The sequence below is a fragment of the Paenibacillus sp. NPDC056722 genome (assembly GCF_042790635.1).
GTDB classification, from domain to species: Bacteria; Bacillota; Bacilli; order Paenibacillales; family Paenibacillaceae; genus Paenibacillus_AQ; species Paenibacillus_AQ agri.
Genome location: NZ_JBHTYV010000001.1, coordinates 220,143 through 240,481 on the forward strand (window position 1 = coordinate 220,143; position 20,339 = coordinate 240,481).

Consider the following 20,339-nt stretch of genomic DNA (forward strand, 5'->3'; position numbering starts at 1 on the left):
TATAGGTCGCCGCAGGTGTGAAATTCCACATGCTTGATATGTTTTAATGAGGGCTTATTCCACAGCTAATTGCCCCGTGGCACTGTTGGCCAACACCAGCTTGCCCTCCAGCGGAGAGCCATCTTCGGCGGTCAGCTTTAGCTTACCCGTCTTGCCTTTTTCGATCAAAGCTTTGACCTGAGTGTCCGTCAGGCTGCGTCCATAGCATTCTTTCCAGATCACGAACTTGCAGCCTTCCTTGTAATGAGAGCAGCCGTATCCTTTGCGTCCCATAAAAATCATACCGCCGCAGCCCGGACTTGGGCATTGGCCGATGATCTTCGGCCCGGTATCAGCGGACGCCTTGGCAGGAGCAGTTTTAGTCCGGCTGCCACTTGATCCGCCATCGTCTTCCGTCTTACGCTTACGCGGTGTCGCCGCCTTGCTCTCGGTCTTCCGAGCGGCTCCGCTCCGGCTTTTGCCACTTACAGCGGGTGTCTCTCCTTCAAAAGAAGTCTTGTCGGCTCGAGATTGCACCTTAACCTTCGTCACGATCATCGTGGCGAATTTCTTGACATTCTCCATAAACTGATTATCCGACGCTGTACCACGTGAGATTTCATTCAACCGACGTTCCCATTGTCCGGTCATCTCTGGCGAGGTCAGCAGCTCAATACCGGCACCGCGGATCAGCTCGATCGCAGTCCGGCCTTTTTGGGTAATCGCAATTTTCTTGCCCTGCATTTCCACGTATCCGACATTCTTCAAGCGTTCAATCGTAGCCGCCCGTGTGGCCGGTGTTCCCAGACCCGAATCCTTCATCGCATCACGCAGTTCTTCATCCTCAATCTGCTTCCCGGCACTCTCCATCGCTTTAAGCAATGTTCCCTCCGTGTAGTGCTTGGGCGGCTGCGTGTCCTTCTCTTTCACGATGGCATCACTGCAGGTCAATGGATTGGAAGGAGCGACTGAGAATGGTTCATTCACTTCAATCTCTTCCTCTTCTTCCTCGTCCTTACCTTTGCCTTTGGAAGTCTTCGCCTTGTCCTTCTTCTGGTCGGCATAAATAACCTTCCATCCCAGGCTCAGTAGCTCCTTGACCGTGGTCTTAAATTTCTCGTTCTCTACCTCTGTAATGACTGTATGTACCTTATATTCCGCCGCTGGGTAGAACTGTGACAGGAATCGGCGCACAATGAGATCGTACAGCTTCTGCTCATCCGCACTGAGTCCTGAAGCTTTGCGATTAGTGGGCAGGATGGCATGGTGGTCCTCGACCTTCGCCGGATTACAAATGAATTTGTTGCCTTTGTGCACCAGATTCCGGTTAGCCCCCTTCACCCATTCGTCATAGGCCGTGCCTTGCAGCGCAGACAAGGTCTTATGCATCTCGGGAATGTTCTGTTCGGTCACATAGTTGGAGTTCGTCCGCGGATACGAGATGACTTTATGCTTTTCATAGAGCGCCTGCGCGACATCCAGCGTTTTTTTGGCCGAAAAAGCGTACTTGCCGTTCGCTTCCCGCTGCAGCAGCGTCAAATCATACAGCTTGTTCGGATACTCCTTGGTCTCTTTGACCTCGTAGGAAGCAATCCGTCCCGGCTTGCCCTTCACCTTAGCGGCTAATGCCTCAGCCTTCGCCCCGTCGGTCATGCGCTCGCCCTGCCACATACCTTTATACGTCATCTCACCCTGCGTAAAATGCCCTTCCACTTCAAAAAACTTCAGCGATGAGAAGGCCTCAATGGTCTTCTGCCGGTCATAAATAAGCGCCAGTACGGGAGTTTGTACTCTGCCCACCGACAACAGCACATTGTGCTTCGTCGTAAATGCGCGGGAGCCGTTCATGCCAATCAGCCAGTCGGCTTCACTGCGCGCTTTTGCCGCCTTGGTCAGATTCTCGTATTCGGCCCCGTCCTTCAGCTCCTGAAAGCCCTTGCGGATCGTTTCCGGCGTCAAATCAGAAATCCATAGACGCTTAACGGGATGCTTAAGCTTCAAGTGCCGTTGAATGAGCGAAAAGATATGCTGCCCTTCCCGCCCGGCATCGCAGGAGTTCACCAGCAGATTGCTCCGTTTCGCCAGCTCCGCAATCACCTTAAGCTGATCCATCGTTCTGGCATTTGGTACCAGCTTGAATTCATCGGGAATAATCGGCAGATCATTAATGTTCCATTTTTTGTATTTAACATCGTAGGCATCGGGTTCAGCCAAGCCGATCAAATGACCGATCGCCCAGGTAATAATGTACTGCTCCCCTTCTAGATAGGAACGGTGATTTTTGGCCTTCGGTTCTATTGCGGCGGCGATATTCCGCCCCATATCCGGTTTTTCCGCAATAATAAGTGTCTTCAAAAATATTCGCTCCTTACGTCTCTCGTTTCCTCCACAATACGTCCAGTAGTCTATTATACCACTATGTCCCTCTACTTTTCAGCGATTCAGATCTGAATCTGGTCTAATCTTTTTAATAACCGCCCGTATTTCTCCAGCTCAGCTGCTGCCTCTACCCTGACTCCTGATTGATAAAACACCAGATTACCGCTGCCCTTATGCAGAGCTCCCGCTTCTGCCAGCGTTCTTTTAAGATGCTTAACCGTTCCTCTGTTTCCATCAATAATATGGATACCTTCCGGAAGCAGCTTTCTGAACATATCCTTGTAGAAAGAGAAATGAGTGCAGCCCAAAACCACCGTCTCATAGTGGCTCCAATCATAACCTTGCAGCTGTTCCCTAAGATAAGGCAGAACGACTTCCTCACTAAATTCCAATTCCTCCGCAAAATCAACGAGAGCCGGGAGCGCCAGTAAATCAACGATATGTTCGTTATCCAGCTTAGTTATTAAATTTTGCAGCTTCTCTTCCTTCAGTGTAAGAGCCGTGGCGGTTACCAGAACACGCGTATTTCCCCTCCGATTGTGTTCAACCGCTGGCTTGACCGCGGGCTCCATACCGATGATCGGAATGTCGTAGTGTGCTCTTAGCTCGTCTATCGAGACGCTTGTAGCAGTATTGCAGGCAATCACCACTGCTTTGACCTGCTGTTCAACAATGAACTCTACTGCATTAGAAATATAGGTCCTTACTTCTTCTTTCGGCTTCGGACCGTAGGGAACATGCAGTGTATCGGCGTAATATATATAATCCTCCATGGGAAGCTGCTTTAAGGCCTCATGCAAAACCGTAATGCCGCCCACCCCGGAATCAAAAATTCCAATTCGCATTTCTAACCCTCCAATAATTAACGATATTAAATAAATTCTTCCCATTCTCCAAGATGAATTGCTTATATAGTATGAAACATGCCGATTCACAGTGCAAGCCCGCTTTCTAGGTCGGGACTTTCGTCCTGCATGATTACTACAACACCTATTTCCCTCTAAAAACAAAAGAACAGCACATCTCCCGTTGGCGGGAGACGTACTGTTCTGTGCTTATCCGGTGTCTTCTAGTCCAAGTAAACCGCTTGACCTGTACGTGCCGATTCATAGAGGGCTTCCAGGATCCGTGACACCACATAAGCCTGTTCAGGTGTGACGACTGGATCTTTGTCCTCTTCAATCGCTTCAATCCATTTTCTCATCTCGATGTCCGGCGCACTTTCTTCACGGCCTTCGTAGAAGGCTACTCCGCCAGCGCTCAGTTCAACTTCATTTGTGTATAAGCGGCCGTACTTCTCTCCGTTGATGCGCAGACCGTTCTTCATGTCCGCTCCAGCTTCGGTTCCACTCAGACTACATTTTGCCTCATCTACTTCGAGGGAGTTCAGCGCCCAGCTGGATTCCAGCATAATGGTCGCTCCATTCTCCATCACGATCATGCCAAACGCCGAATCTTCTACTTTGAACTGGCTCGGGTCCCAAGGTCCCCAGGCATTGGCTGCATTTTCTCTCTTGGAAAGCTCATGATACTTCGTGCCAAGCACTACCTTAGGTTTATAATTGTCCATCATCCATAGGGTCAAATCCAGTGCGTGGGTGCCGATATCAATCAGCGGCCCGCCGCCTTGCTTCTCCTCATCCAGGAAGACACCCCAGGTCGGGACAGCTCTCCGACGGATCGCATGAGCCTTAGCCATGTAGATATGGCCGAGCTCGCCTTCTTCGCAAAGCTTTTTCAAATACAAGCTGTCTTCTCTGAAACGGTTATTATAACCGATAGTCAGTTTCTTGCCAGTCCGTTTAGCTGCTTCCACCATCGCTTTGGCTTCCTCGGAGGTCTTGGCCATTGGTTTTTCACACATCACATGCTTGCCGGCTTCGAGCCCAGCGATGGAGATTTCAGCATGAGAGATATTTGGTGTTAGGACATGCACAATGTCAATCGAAGCGTCCTGCAAGAGTTCCTGATAGTCCGTATAGACCTTGGCATCTACGGCTCCATACTTGGCTGCTGCTTCTTCCGCCCGTTCCCCTACGATATCGCAAAAAGCTACCAGCTCAACGTTCGCAAGCTTACTTAAACTCGGCAAATGCTTTCCATTAGCGATCCCGCCGCAGCCAATAATTCCAACCTTGTATACTTTGCTCATATCCATTCTCCCTCACTAGTGGTTTGCTGTTTCATGTTACGATACACCGCGGGCGTCAACCCCATGCGTTTGCGAAAAACGGCATGCAGGTAGTTCGCATTCGTAAAGCCCGCTGCCTGCGCAATCTGCTCAATCGGGTACGTACTCTCCTCCAGATTTCGACATACCGCCTGCAGCCGAATATCTTCCAAAACCCTGCTAAATGGCCGTTTCGGATCAGCCTGATTGAAAATCCGCTGCAGCTGCCTGCTGCTGATGTTCAGCTTCTCTGCTACATTGTCCAGTGTGACAGCCGACGAATGGTTTGCTTCCATGTATTGGACGGCGTATTCATAGCGATAGGTCGACATATCCCGGACTGGTGCTTCACTCACAATCTCGCCTGTATCATAGGCTCTTGCTGCTTTGATCAGTATACTGATGACCAGGTGCCTAATCGATGTGTAATAGCCGATGAGCTTTCCATCACAGGCTGTATAAGCTTCCAAAAAGCATTTCATCGCCTGATGGTAATCATACGCTGGCGTCAAGGGCAGCGCCCGGAGCTTCGCGACGAATTCCTCGGCTTCTGCAGCCTCCCATGGATCTACATCTTCCCTCGGCTTCTCTACAATGTCCACATGCAGACACAACTCTTCCATGGACTCTTCGGAGTCGGCCTCCTGGTAATGAACGAGCCCCGGTCCGGTCATATATAGCATCCCTTCGGACAACGGGTACATTTGATCGCCGAGAATAACCTTCCCTTTTCCTCTCGGGATAAAATGAAATTCGAATTCAGCATGAACGTGGAAATCAATGATCTTACCTGGTGGAAAAGAGGTCAGGTGAAACCGCAGCACCCGAATCTCATAATGTCCCCACGGGATGGTGAGATCCAGCCGCTCCAGAAGTTCATGCTTCTCGAACATGATCTCGAAAGGAAATTTATTCATTGTAAGCGTCCTCCCAAAGGCATTAGGAGCCGAGTTCTTCCAGCTTGATCTTACGTCCTTCCTGGACGGAGCGATTCGCCGCTTCCATCAGAGAAGTAAGCTCGGTGGCTATTGCCAGGTTTTCTTCAGCCAGCGTATTCCCCCGAATGTGGCCAACCCACTGATGGAACGCACTCTCCCGGTTATCCGGCAGTGTCAGTTCATTCCACTCTGGCGAATCCTCTGAACCGACATTTGTCTTGAGTAGAAGTTTGGCCTCCGGCGTACCGAACAACAGAGTACCTTCAATTCCATGCACTTCAATGGTAAACGGCGAATGACTGTTCACGAATCCGGCTTCCACCACACCAATTGCACCTGATTCGGTATGCAAAGTAGCCACCGCATTGTCTTCCACTTCCTTACCGGTCACATAACCAAAGTTAGCGCTTACACCAGTGATTTTCTCCCCTAGGAACAAACGGGCCAGATACATTGGGTGACAACCCAAATCGATCAATGCACCGCCCTGACATTGCTCCAGATTGTAGAAATGAGATGGCAACCAGTTCGCCGTGGCCCCGTTGTGGGACAAACGAACTCTAACGTATGTGATTTTACCCAGTAATTTCTGTTCCAGAACCTCTTGTATCTTCAAAGTATACGCATCATTTAGACGAGGCAGCGAAACCGTCAGCTTGACCTTATTGTCGTTAACAGCAGCAAGGATATGATTGGCTTCCTTTTGCGTGGAGGCGATCACTTTCTCCGTGAAAATATGTTTGCCCGCCTTGGCCGCGGCAAGTATAACCTCTTCATGCCGGTTCGTCGGCGCATCTACAATTACGGCATCAATATCTTCTTGTGCCAGCATCTCATCCAAGGATTCAAAAAAAGGAACATTCAGTTTCGCAGCAGCCTCTGCCCCGCGCTCAGCATCTTCATCCCACACCGCAGCGATAACGGTATCTTCATGCTCTTGGGCTTGTTTGACATAGTCCCAGGCATGGACGTGCCAAAAACTGATTTTGCCAATTCTAATAGTCATTTCGCTTGGCCTCCAAGTATATATTATTCTGACATCCACCTATAAGGTATCACATCTTCTGGGCATTTTTAATAGGAATATGCGACACCTACTATATAAAATTACGACGCACTTCTGAAAATATAATTTCATTCATAAAAAAGCCTCAAACAGCTGGCAAAGTCATTCGCCTATTGTATGTAAGAGAAATCAGGTCAGGTGGGCGGCCTGTAGGGACCTGTACCTTAGTGAATAACCAGCACTGCTAAGGGAAAGTTATACAAAAAACTTGTCTTGAAAGGGAGTGAGCAAGAGATGGTAATGAAAACAGCGGTGGGCAGCTCTAACCCGATAACTGGAACATCGCAAAAAAGCAGCAGTCCGGATCTTCGCCCCGTTATGGTCCCGGCATAAAAGTCCGTCATACACCGAAGAAGCCTCAATCAATCCAGTCAGCGTAATCGACCTCGCCACCACATCATCATTCATGTAGACCCGGAAGGGCGCTGAATGAAAGCCCAAACGCCCCGCAACAATCCCGTTCAGATTGATCTGAGTAACGTTCTCGCCCTCACCAATCTTCACCTCTACAAAGTTACCTAAAATACCCACAACGGCCGGTGCAGATACCCAATTCGCAGTAATCGCGGTCATGGCTGTAGCGCCGCCGCTCGAGTAACTATGATTCCGTTTGAAGTCATTATGACCTGATCAAGTGCGTTTACAGTAGTTTTTAGCACAATCCCCCGACCGTCATACTTGAACTCTGTTTTAAAAGCGTTGAGAGGTGAATGACAGTGTTGTCCGATTCGATCTTGCAGCCATATAGATTAATGAAATCATTAAGCCCAGCAAGCACCGTTGTCCTTCCCCAATCTTTCACATCCCGAAGGTCAAATATGTCATGGAGCACGAAGGTATAAACACCGCCCGTAGCAGCCGTGATCCTGTTCAGGAGCGTTGTGATATGAACTCCATAGGCCTCATCGATGTATTGGTTATACGGAATCTTGAAATCGACCATCTTGAACATGATGTGTGTACAGATGTCCTGGGCGCTGATTTTTTTGTTGCTAAGATCCCTGGCGTGGCTTTGGATGACATAAATTTGGCCACGTTCGTCTTGAACGTGGCCTTTAGGAATGATCTTTTCTTTGTAATCTGCACTAGTCATCGGGACAGTGAAGGATATCTCGTAGTCGCTATTAACCCAGCGGCGGCGCTGAACAACAGTGGCTATACATATCCACAATTTTTAGCATATACTCCCTAACATTTCCTGAAAAATCGTCCGATAATAATATATTGGGATTAAATAATTCCAAGGATGTGATGCACATGAAGCACCTACTCGCCAAGCTTGATGAAATTCATCGTAAGCGTTATTTGTGACCTCAATGTAATAATTATTCGCTTCATATTACAGGCAAAGATTTATCTTCGCTTTATGCTCAGTGCTTAGAAAATTGCGATGTTAGCGACGATTATGCTCTTGAAGTGGTAGAAAAAGACGATTTTGAAGGTTACTTCTCTGGCGAGACACTTTCAAACAACTTTTTCTAAATTAATTTTCCATGTATATTAATAGTCATAAAAAAGAGCCGCAGGAGTGATCCAGCAGCTCTTTTTTATTGCCGTTTTCGGTTGTCGGTAGTGAGCAGTATGATCAAACTGTAAATTAATCACTTCTGGATATACCTCTCACTTGTTTTCCTACAAAATTCAGGAAATAAGAATTGATTATGTTAACAACAGGAATCAATATCAATAATTCAATACCAACAAATATAAAACCAGTAATGTTAGAAGGTACTATTGGGATTTTATAAACTAAAACGAATACATTAATTAAGTTATATCCCAATACAAAATGTAACGGGAATATTATCATTGTATTTTTCCCCAAATAAGATAATGCTTTACTGGACTTCACATATTTCGATAAGCCAATATAAGTAACTATTCCAGCAAAACCTAGAATTAATGACCATAAGTAAGCAAAAGAACCGTGCGAGTAAACAATATTATTAACTCCATTAAAAGTTTCTGGAGAGACTAAAAATAAAATATTAATTATAAAACAAAACCCATACAAGCTTTTCTTTATAAACTTATTATTAATAGAGATATTTCTTATAAGGTTCCCTATACCAAAAAATACCATATAATAAACCCCTAGATCAAACGACCAGGGTAATTTAGGCTGTCCTGTCGTATTGTACTTAATGGCCTCAAATCCACTAAGCGCTATTAAAATTGTAAGGACAATCCACTTTCTATTAATGTGCTTTCGAATTAAAAAATATAATAATTCAATTATAAATAAAGTTGTAAAAAACCATAGTGGAACGTTGTAGAATATTTCATTTCTTTTTGATTCTAGGAACATACTGACTAATGAGTACCAATTATTAAAATGATAGTCAAAAATAACTGAATATATGATTACTGATAAAACACTAAAAAATATATATGGTATCAGAATAGATTTTGACTTGGACACAACAACATTGGTGAAACTCTGGTATTTTTCTACATTAAATAAATATCCTGAGATAAAGAAAAAGAATGGCATATGGAACGAAAAAATATAACCCACCAAATGAGGCGATGCTTGCGTATGTCCTAACATCACCAAAATTATAAGTATCCCTTTAGATATGTCAATCCATTCAATTCTTTTATTTTCCATTCTCTACTCCAACTCACATTTTATATTTAGATAATTATTCCAAGCGCACAAATTAAACAATAGCATGCCTTTTTGTTTTTATCAATCAATTTATTAATAGGCAGATCCCCTTAGGTGTTTAGACGATCTGCACTATTACCAAAACTTCCGACATCACATTTAATGTAACCTGCTATACAACTGGCATCATGCGGTGTATCTGGGTAAACAGCATTTGTTACTCCGCCTGACTCTGAGTAGGCTACATTGACGTCGTTGAACCATCATCATCCGCGATAATCGTCAGGTTCAATAAGTGCGCATTAGACGATAAATCAATCGGCGAATGATAGTAGTCATTCGTATAAGTTTTAACAATACATGTCTCTTTATTGACTCCGACCAAAGAAACATATCGCTCTATAAGGTTAACGCTCTTCACATACACGCCCGGCATAACCAAAATAGTCACTGGAGCAAATGGTATTTAGTAATACTTTGATCCAATCCGAAGCAGAGTAACTGGCTAATGGATCGACAGCGCCACAATACCGCCAACACTAAACTGCTGCAGCTTCTTCCCACTGTCTTTAGTTATTTCGTAAAGATCGCGCAGCTCTTGATTACGTTTCGACAATCCTGTCATTTTCGTAGTGTCGCTAGCAGCTTTCGCACGATTCCAGGCGTCCTTATTCGCATTGTATTCCTCAAGGTCCCGATCTTTCTGTGAAGCTGCTTTAGTCACAGTTACCTCGGCCATTTTCGACTTATGCTGAGTGACAAAGGTGTCCAAGTCCTTCAGAATCGTTGCATTAGCCGAAGCAGATTCAGATACACGAAACGCAGCAATACCGGACGCGATATCCTTAATGTCACCACTGTATGCGTCAAAGGCCGCTGTCAATGCATCATACTGCGCTTCAGCATTCGTTTTCTCTGTCTCATATGCAGCCAGTTGAGTCTCTGTTTCCTTCTGAAGAGCTATTTTCTGCGATTCCAGCTCACGCCTTCGCAAGTCGCGGTTGTGATTAAGGACGAATTTATCCCGTTCTTCAATCAACTTATTCCGTTCTTTGATGCCTTCATTACTACTGCAGAAGAGAGTAGGTCAATTCTAACATTCTTCTTTGCCAAATCTTCTCCATAGTCGATATTCCTATTTGCTTCTGATTCCTTCGCCAGCAGATCGTCAATTGCTTTAAGCTTCTCATCCTGAGTGGCTACGTACTTCTTCTTACGCTCCTCAATTGCTGCTAAATCTGCCTTTTTCGCGGCATCGATACGCTTCTTTTCCTCTTTGACAAGATCGTCCGCGAGTGTGGTCGTTTTATCCACGAGGGATTTCCGCGCTTGGTAGAGCTGTTCGTCAGCTTTCTCGTAAAAATCCGAGTCCTTATCATACTGATCACGCAGCTCCGTTCAAGCCTTCACCTTGTACTTAGCGATCTCTTCCTCGGTAGCGCCAGTATCTTCAAGCCTGCGGATTTCCTTATCGATGAGCTTAGAGCGGCTATCGTACGTTTCTTTGGTCTCCTTATCAGTCGCTGACGCAAGGTCCTTCCGCGCCTTCCGAACTTGCTCGTCTGCTTTCTTATACTCTTCGCTGCCTTCCTTTTACCGTTTCAGGATGTTTTCCCACATATATAGGCGTGAGTTCGCCATTTCTCGCTCTGTCTTACCCGCATCCTCTTGACGTCTCATCTCCTCGTCGATACCTTTGGAAGAAGCATCATGAGTCTTTTTAGTTACATCTTTGCGCGCCTTATATACCTCTTCGTCCGCTTTTTTGTACTCATCGGAGTCCTTTTTATATCGGTCACGCATGCGCGTCCAGGAATTTAGCCGCATTTCTGCGATCTGCTTCTCCGTTTTTCCGCTATCTTCCATACGCCGCTCTTCCTGCTTGATCCACTCGGCTGAAAAATCATACTGCGCCTGAATACTGTCTTCACCCAGACGCTTAATCTGCAGCGCCAAAGTACGAGTATCATCAATGGACTCTGCCAAAAACTGCGCGTGCTTCTTGCGTAGAGCCTCATACTTTTCGATCTGTTTTTCCGGGGACAAGTCGAAATAATCCGCCTGAAACTGAACAGTCTTGAGATCCGCCTCATACGCCTTTTTGCGAGCTTCCGCAGCGAGCTCTTCTGGAGTTTTTCCGCACTCGGAGCACATTTCAGCGAAAGATCTGCAATTAGTTACGCTCCATTCTGCACATCCATGGAACCCGTCACCGTAGCCGCCGGTTCACCCGTTGACTGTACCCGGTACTGATCGGTATATTTGCCTAGTCGTTCCGGAACCCTTGGATCAGCAACTGCAATAGCCCCGCTTCCAAATCGAGTACCTGTCACACACGGCGCCACCTCATCTGCAAATTGCTGGGCTCCAAATTCCTGATACTTCTTAGCATCGTTGATGAGCTTCACCACGCCTCGTTCACTAGATGCTCCCACTAAGATTCAGATACTCTCGCTCAGGCTACTCATGACACTACCATTAAGCATGATACAGCGATTCTTAGGCGAATGTTCTCTTGTTTTTTCGGACCGGGGGTACGAGGGTTCATGGATATTCTATTCTTCATATGTTAATCCGAATCAGACAAAAAAAGGAGACGGTTAAAAACCGCCCCCATTGATCAAACCAAACATTTTTAAATACATCCCTCAGCAGACGGCTCTCTACGGCATGTATTCAAACTATTCTTCAAACCTACCTCCCGCTTCGCCTAGTTATCCTATCCATAAATCGCAGCCGTCTCTGATCGCTTGTTCCTGAATTGCCGGTACTCTGCAGAGAAACACATCAAAAAATCTGTTGTGACAAAGACACCGACTGGAAACCACCAGCTCCCCCATGCCGGATTGCTGAGTGGCATCAACGAGACACCAAATGCGACAGGGACAGGAACTTTGAACAACGTACACAGAATGATTGGAATCAGAACATTTATAACACCAACCACAATTGTCGAACCGGGCAACAAGTGATAGACACCGACTGACAGGATCGCTGTGATCGTTAATACCGCTGTACGCGATGGAATCAACTTACACGTAAACTCCTTAGCATGAAAAGCCTCGAAAATGAGAGCAAATATAGGCGGAACCACGAAGACGTCTAGTTTTGTTACAAATGCCAGACCAATCCATAGGCCTTTAACGATGGTTATGACAAGTGTGTCCAGCTTCTTTCGAAATTGTTGCGAACCACCAGGCATCTTCTCCGGATCTCTTAATCTAAATGCGGCCAACATAATCACGAATGTAAAGACACCTGTTGTAATCACAAAAACATAGTCATGTATTCCAAAAAAGATCGACAACAATCCCGCTGGAATCGTTGGCCCAAAATGGACACGGAAAATATGCATTAGAATAACAATAATCACAAGACCTAACCATATTTTCAGCAGAGGCCCCAGAGGTAAGGTGTTCAAGGAAGTCCCTATGAATGCAGCTAATTTGGCGACAACCACACATGAAGAGGCTTCTTTATCCAACTCGGTACATTAAACACCATAATACCCACTACAATCCCTGCAATTTCCGGGAAGAGAATATCCCTGTGCCCTAGAAGTACAGCACCTGTAAGCATGAGAATAACTAGGACATAGGCTGATAAAAAACCTCTAAACTTTTGAATATTCCAAACCACTACAATACCTCTCCTTTTGAGGATCTGTGCAGATTATGACTGATTCCTATGACTTTAGAGTACTGTATCATAAAGTGATTTAATCTAGTTATAAAAAAACTGATAGATTATTCCAGCGTATATTGTTCCTTCGTCTCTTTAACTCTGATGTGGCTAACTTCCTCTTCCTCATCGCCGCCGTCTTGCCCTTCTCCAGCCCTGTCCTCACAAACGGACAAACGGAAGCTTAACGAAACAATGCCTTGAATGGGCTCACAGAAGATCATTTATAGACATGAAAAAAGCACCCGAAGGTGCTATTCTTACTCCTCGTACCATATTAGCGCATTTGCCTTATCTCCAGAAGAAGATAGTTGAATGTTTTTAACGTTTTTCCTCTTGTTGTTGCTCAACCATGAATTAATTTTATTTTCTACCTCCTGTTCTACGGTCGTAAGAAAAACATCCTGTGACGATACAGTTATAATTATCACCTTTTCTCTTTTCTCACTCATCACGCCACCTCCATTCAACAATCTTATACGCAGGACTTTATCTTGGCCAGTTATGAAATGCCTATTACGAAGTTACTGAGCGGAAATCTCGAACTTCGTGCCGGCATCTCCGGCGAAAACAATCGATCCTCCCGCGGGCAATACAACCGGATCCTTGCTTCCGATGACACTGAAGTAGATGCATGTTCCCTTCACATCATAAACAGCGAAGGAGGCGTTCGAGGACATGTTCACCTGGGCGGTCTTGCCCCCGTCTGTGTCGCTTATCGTATACCATCTGGCGTATCCGTCGGGCGGAATCGTAACGATAGACTTCTTATCGAAGTTAAAAGGCTTCACGGCGTCCTCGTTCACAAAGATTATTCCGCCTTGATCCAGGTACTCAACGCCTTCCTGCGTAAAGAACGTTAACCCTGAGAGATCCCGCCCGTTCATTCCCGGAATTTGTAATTCGGAGACGGCCGTATCCGGGCCTGTAATTCGCTTATCTAGCACATACCCCGGCAATTGTTTCGACACGTTCAATTGGGTTGGCGGCAACACCAAATAAAAGATCGACGAATACTTCTCATTCAGCAAATAATACTTCTTGCCGTCGCGCTGCATCCATGCTTTTTTTGTCTTTGCCGGAAGTTCTTGAGACTGGAGCTTCTCGGCGCTATACTCTGACATTGCCGTCTGCCCAAGACCCGGTAACGAAATGTATCGACGAAGCCATTGGTAGGTGCGGCCGTTCTCCTCCGTCACGAAGCTGATCATCTCGTTCCCATCTACACTCCGGAACGTGCCGTCCGCCGAATACTTGTAGATCTGGGGCGGGTTACCAGGTAACTGCTCCGAAGTGACAGACATAACGCCGCCTTTGTTAATATCGATCTTAAACGTTCCAGTATATGCACCATAGATTCCCGCATACTTCAGCATGGACTCCGGCATATCAGCCTTTACCGGCACGCCGTAGGACTTCTCAGGATTGAATTCAGCAAGTATCCCTTTCTCCTTTAGCGCCTGAAGCAGGATTCCGTTCGCCAGAAGCTGGTCGTACGTGCTGCTCCCGCCAGAAGAGACGACGGCTGCAGCCATGTCCTGTTCGGGAAGCACAACGAGCGACGAGTGAATAAGAGGCGTGTCCCCTCCTTTGGTGAGTGCCTTTATCCCGTACTCGCTGAAGGGATACAGATTGACGCTGTCCCAGCCGAGACCGTATTCTAATGAGTTGTCCGCATCGTCAGGCCACAATGACGTCTTGTACTCGTCTTGCGCCATAGCCGCAGCCGATTTGCCGGACAAGACTTCTTCCGCTCTCCCCGTGAAAATTTGCGAGAATACAGCCAAATCTTCAGCCGTGGAATAGATGCCCCCCGTTCCGATCACGTTAACCGACTGGTTGGGAAGTTGTCCTATGTAGGTAGGATAATAGAGTCCCGCCATCTTCGTTGTATCCGGAGAATCGAGCGGCGTCTCCGTATTGGCCATACCTAGAGGTTTCGTAATATATCGGTGGATATAAGAGGTAAAGTCCATACCGCTGACACGTTCGACCAGAATCTCGGCCAGCGTAAATCCGTCATTGCAGTAAACCGAGTAAGCACCCGGGTCCGCCTTCAAGGTCTGTCTGGCCAGTTGCTTCAGCAGTGTGTCGTGGGCGTAAGTATCGTTATCTTCAAGTAAAGAGGCGTACGTAATTGTCGATCCGTTCAGACCGGAAGAATGATTCAGCAGCATGCGCGGTGTAATCTGCTTGTAGCGTTCATCCTTCATCGTAAACTCGGGGATATACTGGACGACCGGCGTATCGAGATCGATTTCCCCTTGATCGACCAGCTGCATAACAGCAACCGTGGTAAACATTTTACTCGTCGAGCCGATCCCATACATCGTGTCTTTCGTGAGCGGCCTCTGTCCCTGCTCATCATTCTTGCCGGATTGACCGGATACGACGATGTGGCCATGATCGATAATGGCATACTGCACGCTGTTAGTATCGTAAGTTTTCGTCAGAAGATCTGCCTTCTCCTTTGCAACTTTCCGGGTAATTTCGTATGTAAGCCAAGCTTCGTTCGATGGTGAGTCCATTTCCGCCAACGGCAGGGTTGTCGGAACTGCGACTGGTTCGATCACCTCAGACGTATTCAGTGCCTCTGCTATGTTCTGCATCTCAGATACTGGTGTGTTGTCGTCGCAGGCGGTTAACGGCAGAAGCAGACACAAGGATAGCACAGCTATAATTATCCATCGACTTTTAATCAATCGAATTCCCCCTCCGGATATTAAATTATTTATTCAAAATAGGAAGAAATAAGATAATTTCGATCACCGGAACGGTTATGATCGCGGCGATCATGATCTTACCAAGCGAATTGGCCATATTGATTGTCCAGCCGAAACCGTGAATGTTCGGAACGATCGACGCCGGATCTTCAGGGTTCACATAAATACTGCCGAGCCACTTCCAGTGCCTTTCCTCCATCGACGGAACGTCCCTTAGCTGATCAATACCTTTGATTCGCAGGTAACTCATGACGCCGATCAGTGCCAAGAAGAGCACTGTACAAAGCAACATACCGGAGAGGAAAAGCAAATTCCCCCTCCAACCGTACAACGCTATGGCTTGCGCCACCCCTAAGAATACAACCATTAGGAGCGAAGCGGCCCAAGTCAGAATCGAATGAATTTTCTTGTGCTTCAACTGTTTTTGCAACGAACCTTTACGGTCCTGGGGATCCAGCGCTGTTCTGGCACGCTTGATCATCAGATTAATACCGGCGAAAACGGTGATATTCAGCGCTTGCACGATGTTCAACGCGAACACGGTCCATACGGATTTGTAAAAGTCATACTTTCCGAGATGCAACCACCCCGGAATCGTATCCCACCTCGCAATAGCAAAGTAGATGCATAGCGCCATCACGGCGACATTTGCTGAATACCACCAAGAATTCAGCACCGCGCTATGCGTCCGGCCAATCCCGAGGCTCGCTGCGCGCTTACTCTGCACGACAACCTGCCAGCCTCTTGCTGCCTTCAAGCGCTCCGCGGACCTCCGGCTGATCCACGTAGCGAAGAAAGAAGCACTCATTAAAAGCAAGAGGGCTGTCGTCCAAATCAGGAGACCCCGTACCGGTTGATGACGCACCCATAAAAAGCAAGCGCCTCCGATGACAACCGCAAAACCGCTGGTAAGCAAAGCGTAATTCCGGCGAATGACTCGGACGGCCCTGTCCTGCAAGGCCTCCATCGGTAACACAATACCAAACAGCAGGGTCCGCAAGCCGATAAAGGCCTGTAAGCTGAGCATCAGCGTAAGCATCAAATAACTGCTGAACATTATGATCATGGCTTCTTGTTTCAACGTTGTTCCCCTCCACGATTGGTAATCATATCCCGGTACACCGACCTGCTCTCCTGTGCGAATGCCTCTTCCGACATACCTCGCACCGCGGCGGCGGCGGCAAGAGACCGTAGCTGTCTCCTAAGCTTCTCTTCGAAATCCGCCGTCACGCCAGGCATCCCGTCGGGCTGAATGATAACGCCCTTCTTTCGGTGTACTTGAAGTAAGCCCTCTTGCTTGAGCAAATTGTAGGCTTTATTGACGGTGTGGAGATTGATTCCTAAGTCCTCCGCCAAGCTCCGGATCGACGGAAGCGGATCTCCCGGCTGCAAGGTACCAGAGGCGATCCCCTCTACAATTTGGTCAACCAGTTGTGCGTAAATTGGTGTTTCTGATTGCAGATCGAGTTCTATGAACAAAAATATCCCTCCTTATGGCAGTTGCTGTGTGTCTTCAAGAAGCGAGTGGAGCCGATATTGCCGTACAAATGCATATCGACTGCAAGTACGTTTGCCGTTATGTAAAAAAATGAGGGAGTCACAGCCTTCTGATACGGTCCAGCCTTGCGAGCGGCCACATGAACAGAGACATCGACGGTTTCTCGGCCTTCGGTAGCACTTCTAGGAAATAGGGTATTAGCAGCGCACCAGTAATGGCGTAGGCGATCATTATGTATGCGCGATGTTGACATGTCGAAGTAGTTCTATATCGCATCACCTCCACATGTGTTATATTACATATATAACACATGTGGGAATGATATACAAGATTCAGATGTAAATTCTTCCATCTTGATGAGTTTGCTCAGATAAAGCACTGAAAAGACCTGTTCTTAGCCTAATAAAAAACAGCAGCTGATTTATGGTCAGCTGCCGTGGCATCCTTGTTCAATTTTCCTGCGTATAAGCACAGCAAAGGCAACCGATCATTTAGATCGACTGCCTCCTCCTAATGCTTTTTTAGTTCTCATATCCAGTAAATTCAATCATTTAACTTCAATAACAAAAACTGCTGATGTATCACCTTTCGAAAATTTACCATCATCTGTTTTCCAGACCGCCGAAATCCCATAGTAATAAGTACCTTGTTCTTTGGGGGCGTTAAAAGCCCCCTTATTCAAAGGGATTTGTATTGTTTTATCATCGATAAATTGCTGAATATACAACTCATTAGGTGCTGGTTTATAAGCAAAAGAAACTTTAATGTCTCCTTCGGGAGTTATAGCAGTGGGAGTAACCTCCTTTAACATTGTACTTCCCCCTACATAATCTGCACATCCTAAACGGCCCCAGCAATAACTACTCTGGATAACTGGAATTTGAGTTTGCCCCGAAGTAACACTCGGTAGCGGCGGGGATTTTTTTATAATTTTAACCCCAACGCTCCTAGCGTATCCTTCAAGCCTTGTATTTGCTACAAGGTTTCCTGCAACAGGAGTTACATAGACGAGCACTACCAATGAAATTAAAAATCCCGTAGCAAGAATAATAAATGCCTTTTTCCGATACATTCCAAGCCCCCTATAGACGTGATTTTACCGTATTAGTACTTCATCTAACTTGAATATGTATTAAACTACTCTGCACGTCAGTTCAAAAACCAAGCAGCTTAAACATAAAACCCACCTTAATGTCCTCCGCTTCGTAGCAGTTTTCGAATTCCCCTTTAAGCAATAGACTTCGGCAGGCAGCTCCTGATTCTTCGTAGATATCTGTATTTACATTCAAATCAATATTTCTATAGTCATTATATTTAGGACTTTCATTCTTTATAGAAAGGATGTCGGAGGGTTTCCAAGATAGCGAAAAATCATCTTTATGGTTACTTGAATATACCTTTTTCTTTTTACCAGTCTGCATTTGTTCAACCTCGACAATATACATTACCCCACCTGCTGCACCGCCATACTCTAAATAATACGCGTTAGCATTATATTGACCATCTGGTGATTCTATGGGACCTAAAAATAATGTTGCATTATCAAGGCTTTTGAAACTATAGAAGTACCTATTATAGCCAATTAACAGTAATATACCGAAAATCAATAGTAAAATAACAAGATATCTTTTTTTCATATAATCCCCCAGTGTTGACTGGTCTAATATTTCTCCAATATTTTGAATACCAACAATATTTCCTATTAATCCATATTATTGTATTCTATAAACTAGGTATCAGCAAGATTGCTTCGGTTGAGACGCGGCGTAGTCAGGAACAGATAACTAAAATAGGCTCTAGTCACTTTTGACGGTGAAATAGCGCCTGTAATAAATTTGTTACATAAACGTACTATGCACACAGGGGGAGAATGTATGACGATTAATGCTGCACGTTCATTGTTTGATGAGTATTGTCACTTCAAGGAAATTAACCCACTCAATACGGACGAGACGCTATTGTTAACGGCTAGGGATCAAGTATTGACTGACATCGCGTTGAACGGATACACCAAGGAAGCAGCCCGACTAATGCATCGGATCTTGAGCTTCCTAGGCGATGCAGGGTTACAGGAACGGGAACATCAATTGAGACTTTACCTGCGTGAACCTCTGGAGCGGGACGAACGGTTTTGGGCTCACTGGGAACTAGTTGATACATTGGCACTATTAAAAAAATGCAAGGAGACAGTAGCCGAACAACTCATGTTTCTGCATTGGACAAAAGCGAACTGTGAACCAAAAGCATGGCCAGCCGTTATGTTCGATGGTACACAAGCACATTGCTGGGCGTGCGTGAACAGAATGACCGAATGGTTTGATCTCTATTACGATATCATCAATTCCATAGAGTCAACTGAAGATAACCGTAAAAATCGAGCGTCCTATATTAGGACAGCCGGCGAACATTTGGTATTCCACAATAAAATGGATGAAGCAATGAAAGAGTCAGAACGTCTAATGAAAGTCGTGGATGAGTCTGCACAATGGCCAGAGCGGGTTATTTTTTGGCTGGGCGCCACCACAATAAAGCTGGAGGTTTTTCGAAAAAAACAAGATTGGGAAAGCTACGATCAACAGGTACAGTCTATTATGGCTCTACTTGAAACGGACTCGCTTGATATAGAGAAGAAGAAGTTTATCGCTAATGATCTCGGAGCCTGTCTTTTATGGGCTGGTCGGTATCAGCAAGCACAGCTTTTATTCGAATCTAACATAAAACACGGCTCCGGTGGGATCACGCATTACTTTTTGGCAATATGCATCTGGTCATCGAAAAAAGATCGTACGCAGACACAGCATCATTTGGCCATGGCTGAAAATGAAGTCGTCAACAACCTGAACATGAGAGGCCGCTATATTGAGATGTTTAAGGAACAACCGGAATTTTCAGATATTTGGGATGATCAGGAATTTCTGTCCGTTATTTCTCCCAAAGCTCGATCAGTCGACCTTCAGGATCTTCAATCCAAACAAACTTCCCAAATTCACTAATCTCTTCTTTCTTTGCAAGAGGGACACCAATATGTTCAAGATGCTGAATAGTCTCGTTTAGATTATCTACTTGGAAATTTAACATCACTTGTTGTTCTATTGGAAAATAACTATCATCCTCGGTAAAGAAAGAAAAGATAGTCTCATTTCCTAATTGGGGTTTGATCACAGTTCCGTTCCAATGATCTATTTCAATCTTCAACACTTCACTGTACCATTTTTTTATAACTTCAAGATTTTTCGTTCGCCAAAATATACCTCCGAAACCTTTTATCATCGTATTTAACTCCTGTCTGTCATC

Annotated in this window: 21 protein-coding genes; 1 reads left to right on the forward strand and 20 read right to left on the reverse strand. The window is 45.8% G+C overall.

What is annotated here, in order from left to right; translation table 11 throughout:
* Positions 1 to 54 precede the first annotated feature (54 nt).
* From ACFRAM_RS01065 to ACFRAM_RS01155, 19 genes are all read right to left on the reverse strand, one after another.
* Positions 55 to 2,334 (reverse strand): type IA DNA topoisomerase, encoded by a 2,280-nt coding sequence (locus ACFRAM_RS01065; protein WP_379464151.1) that lies wholly within the window; start codon positions 2,332 to 2,334, stop codon positions 55 to 57.
* A gap of 86 nt (positions 2,335 to 2,420) precedes the next feature.
* A complete protein-coding gene (gene murI / locus ACFRAM_RS01070) occupies positions 2,421 to 3,203 on the reverse strand; it encodes a glutamate racemase (protein ID WP_379464153.1) in 783 nt (260 codons plus the stop codon).
* A 224-nt stretch (positions 3,204 to 3,427) separates the two neighbouring features.
* The gene (locus tag ACFRAM_RS01075; RefSeq protein WP_379464155.1) at positions 3,428 to 4,510 is read right to left on the reverse strand and encodes a Gfo/Idh/MocA family protein; all 1,083 of its coding nucleotides are present in this window, start codon (positions 4,508 to 4,510) and stop codon (positions 3,428 to 3,430) included.
* Positions 4,507 to 5,445, reverse strand: coding sequence for a helix-turn-helix domain-containing protein (locus ACFRAM_RS01080; protein WP_379464157.1), 939 nt, complete (start codon positions 5,443 to 5,445; stop codon positions 4,507 to 4,509). The genes ACFRAM_RS01075 and ACFRAM_RS01080 overlap by 4 nt, the downstream gene beginning before the upstream one ends.
* Before the next feature lie 22 nt (positions 5,446 to 5,467).
* On the reverse strand, positions 5,468 to 6,472 hold the full coding sequence (locus tag ACFRAM_RS01085; RefSeq protein WP_379464159.1) for a Gfo/Idh/MocA family protein: 1,005 nt from the start codon (positions 6,470 to 6,472) through the stop codon (positions 5,468 to 5,470).
* Positions 6,473 to 6,727: 255 nt separating this feature from the next.
* A complete protein-coding gene (locus ACFRAM_RS01090; protein ID WP_379464161.1) occupies positions 6,728 to 7,105 on the reverse strand; it encodes a hypothetical protein in 378 nt (125 codons plus the stop codon).
* Positions 7,106 to 7,184: 79 nt separating this feature from the next.
* Positions 7,185 to 7,703 (reverse strand): hypothetical protein, encoded by a 519-nt coding sequence (locus ACFRAM_RS01095; protein WP_379464163.1) that lies wholly within the window; start codon positions 7,701 to 7,703, stop codon positions 7,185 to 7,187.
* A gap of 426 nt (positions 7,704 to 8,129) precedes the next feature.
* The gene (locus ACFRAM_RS01100) at positions 8,130 to 9,143 is read right to left on the reverse strand and encodes an acyltransferase family protein (protein ID WP_379464165.1); all 1,014 of its coding nucleotides are present in this window, start codon (positions 9,141 to 9,143) and stop codon (positions 8,130 to 8,132) included.
* Between the two features lie 505 nt (positions 9,144 to 9,648).
* Positions 9,649 to 10,182, reverse strand: a complete 534-nt coding sequence (locus ACFRAM_RS01105) for a hypothetical protein (protein ID WP_379464167.1) — start codon at positions 10,180 to 10,182, stop codon at positions 9,649 to 9,651.
* On the reverse strand, positions 10,179 to 10,457 hold the full coding sequence (locus ACFRAM_RS01110) for a hypothetical protein (RefSeq protein ID WP_379464169.1): 279 nt from the start codon (positions 10,455 to 10,457) through the stop codon (positions 10,179 to 10,181). Before ACFRAM_RS01110 ends, ACFRAM_RS01105 begins: the two co-directional genes overlap by 4 nt.
* A 279-nt stretch (positions 10,458 to 10,736) precedes the next feature.
* Complete coding sequence (locus ACFRAM_RS01115) at positions 10,737 to 11,297, reverse strand: hypothetical protein (protein WP_379464171.1); 561 nt, start codon at positions 11,295 to 11,297, stop codon at positions 10,737 to 10,739.
* Between the two features lie 23 nt (positions 11,298 to 11,320).
* Positions 11,321 to 11,578 (reverse strand): hypothetical protein, encoded by a 258-nt coding sequence (locus ACFRAM_RS01120; protein WP_379464173.1) that lies wholly within the window; start codon positions 11,576 to 11,578, stop codon positions 11,321 to 11,323.
* Between the two features lie 284 nt (positions 11,579 to 11,862).
* Entirely contained in the window at positions 11,863 to 12,564 is a 702-nt protein-coding gene (locus ACFRAM_RS01125; protein ID WP_379464175.1) for a hypothetical protein, read from the reverse strand.
* A gap of 520 nt (positions 12,565 to 13,084) precedes the next feature.
* Entirely contained in the window at positions 13,085 to 13,276 is a 192-nt protein-coding gene (locus ACFRAM_RS01130; RefSeq protein WP_379464177.1) for a hypothetical protein, read from the reverse strand.
* A gap of 72 nt (positions 13,277 to 13,348) precedes the next feature.
* A complete protein-coding gene (locus tag ACFRAM_RS01135) occupies positions 13,349 to 15,352 on the reverse strand; it encodes a serine hydrolase domain-containing protein (RefSeq protein ID WP_379464727.1) in 2,004 nt (667 codons plus the stop codon).
* A 199-nt stretch (positions 15,353 to 15,551) separates the two neighbouring features.
* Entirely contained in the window at positions 15,552 to 16,628 is a 1,077-nt protein-coding gene (locus ACFRAM_RS01140) for a DUF5808 domain-containing protein (protein ID WP_379464179.1), read from the reverse strand.
* Positions 16,625 to 17,026, reverse strand: a complete 402-nt coding sequence (locus tag ACFRAM_RS01145; protein WP_379464181.1) for a GntR family transcriptional regulator — start codon at positions 17,024 to 17,026, stop codon at positions 16,625 to 16,627. The genes ACFRAM_RS01140 and ACFRAM_RS01145 overlap by 4 nt, the downstream gene beginning before the upstream one ends.
* A 566-nt stretch (positions 17,027 to 17,592) precedes the next feature.
* Positions 17,593 to 18,117: a hypothetical protein gene (locus tag ACFRAM_RS01150; RefSeq protein WP_066361606.1), complete on the reverse strand. Its 525-nt coding sequence runs from the start codon at positions 18,115 to 18,117 to the stop codon at positions 17,593 to 17,595.
* Positions 18,118 to 18,199: 82 nt separating this feature from the next.
* A complete protein-coding gene (locus ACFRAM_RS01155) occupies positions 18,200 to 18,682 on the reverse strand; it encodes a DUF5412 family protein (protein ID WP_379464184.1) in 483 nt (160 codons plus the stop codon).
* A 237-nt stretch (positions 18,683 to 18,919) separates the two neighbouring features.
* On the opposite strand from ACFRAM_RS01155, the gene ACFRAM_RS01160 reads away from it, so the two are divergent.
* Positions 18,920 to 20,038, forward strand: a complete 1,119-nt coding sequence (locus ACFRAM_RS01160) for a hypothetical protein (protein ID WP_379464186.1) — start codon at positions 18,920 to 18,922, stop codon at positions 20,036 to 20,038.
* On the opposite strand, the gene ACFRAM_RS01165 is transcribed toward ACFRAM_RS01160, so the two are convergent.
* Complete coding sequence (locus ACFRAM_RS01165; RefSeq protein ID WP_066361611.1) at positions 19,968 to 20,315, reverse strand: VOC family protein; 348 nt, start codon at positions 20,313 to 20,315, stop codon at positions 19,968 to 19,970. The two genes, ACFRAM_RS01160 and ACFRAM_RS01165, sit on opposite strands and share 71 nt — an antisense overlap.
* Between the last annotated feature and the right edge of the window lie 24 nt (positions 20,316 to 20,339).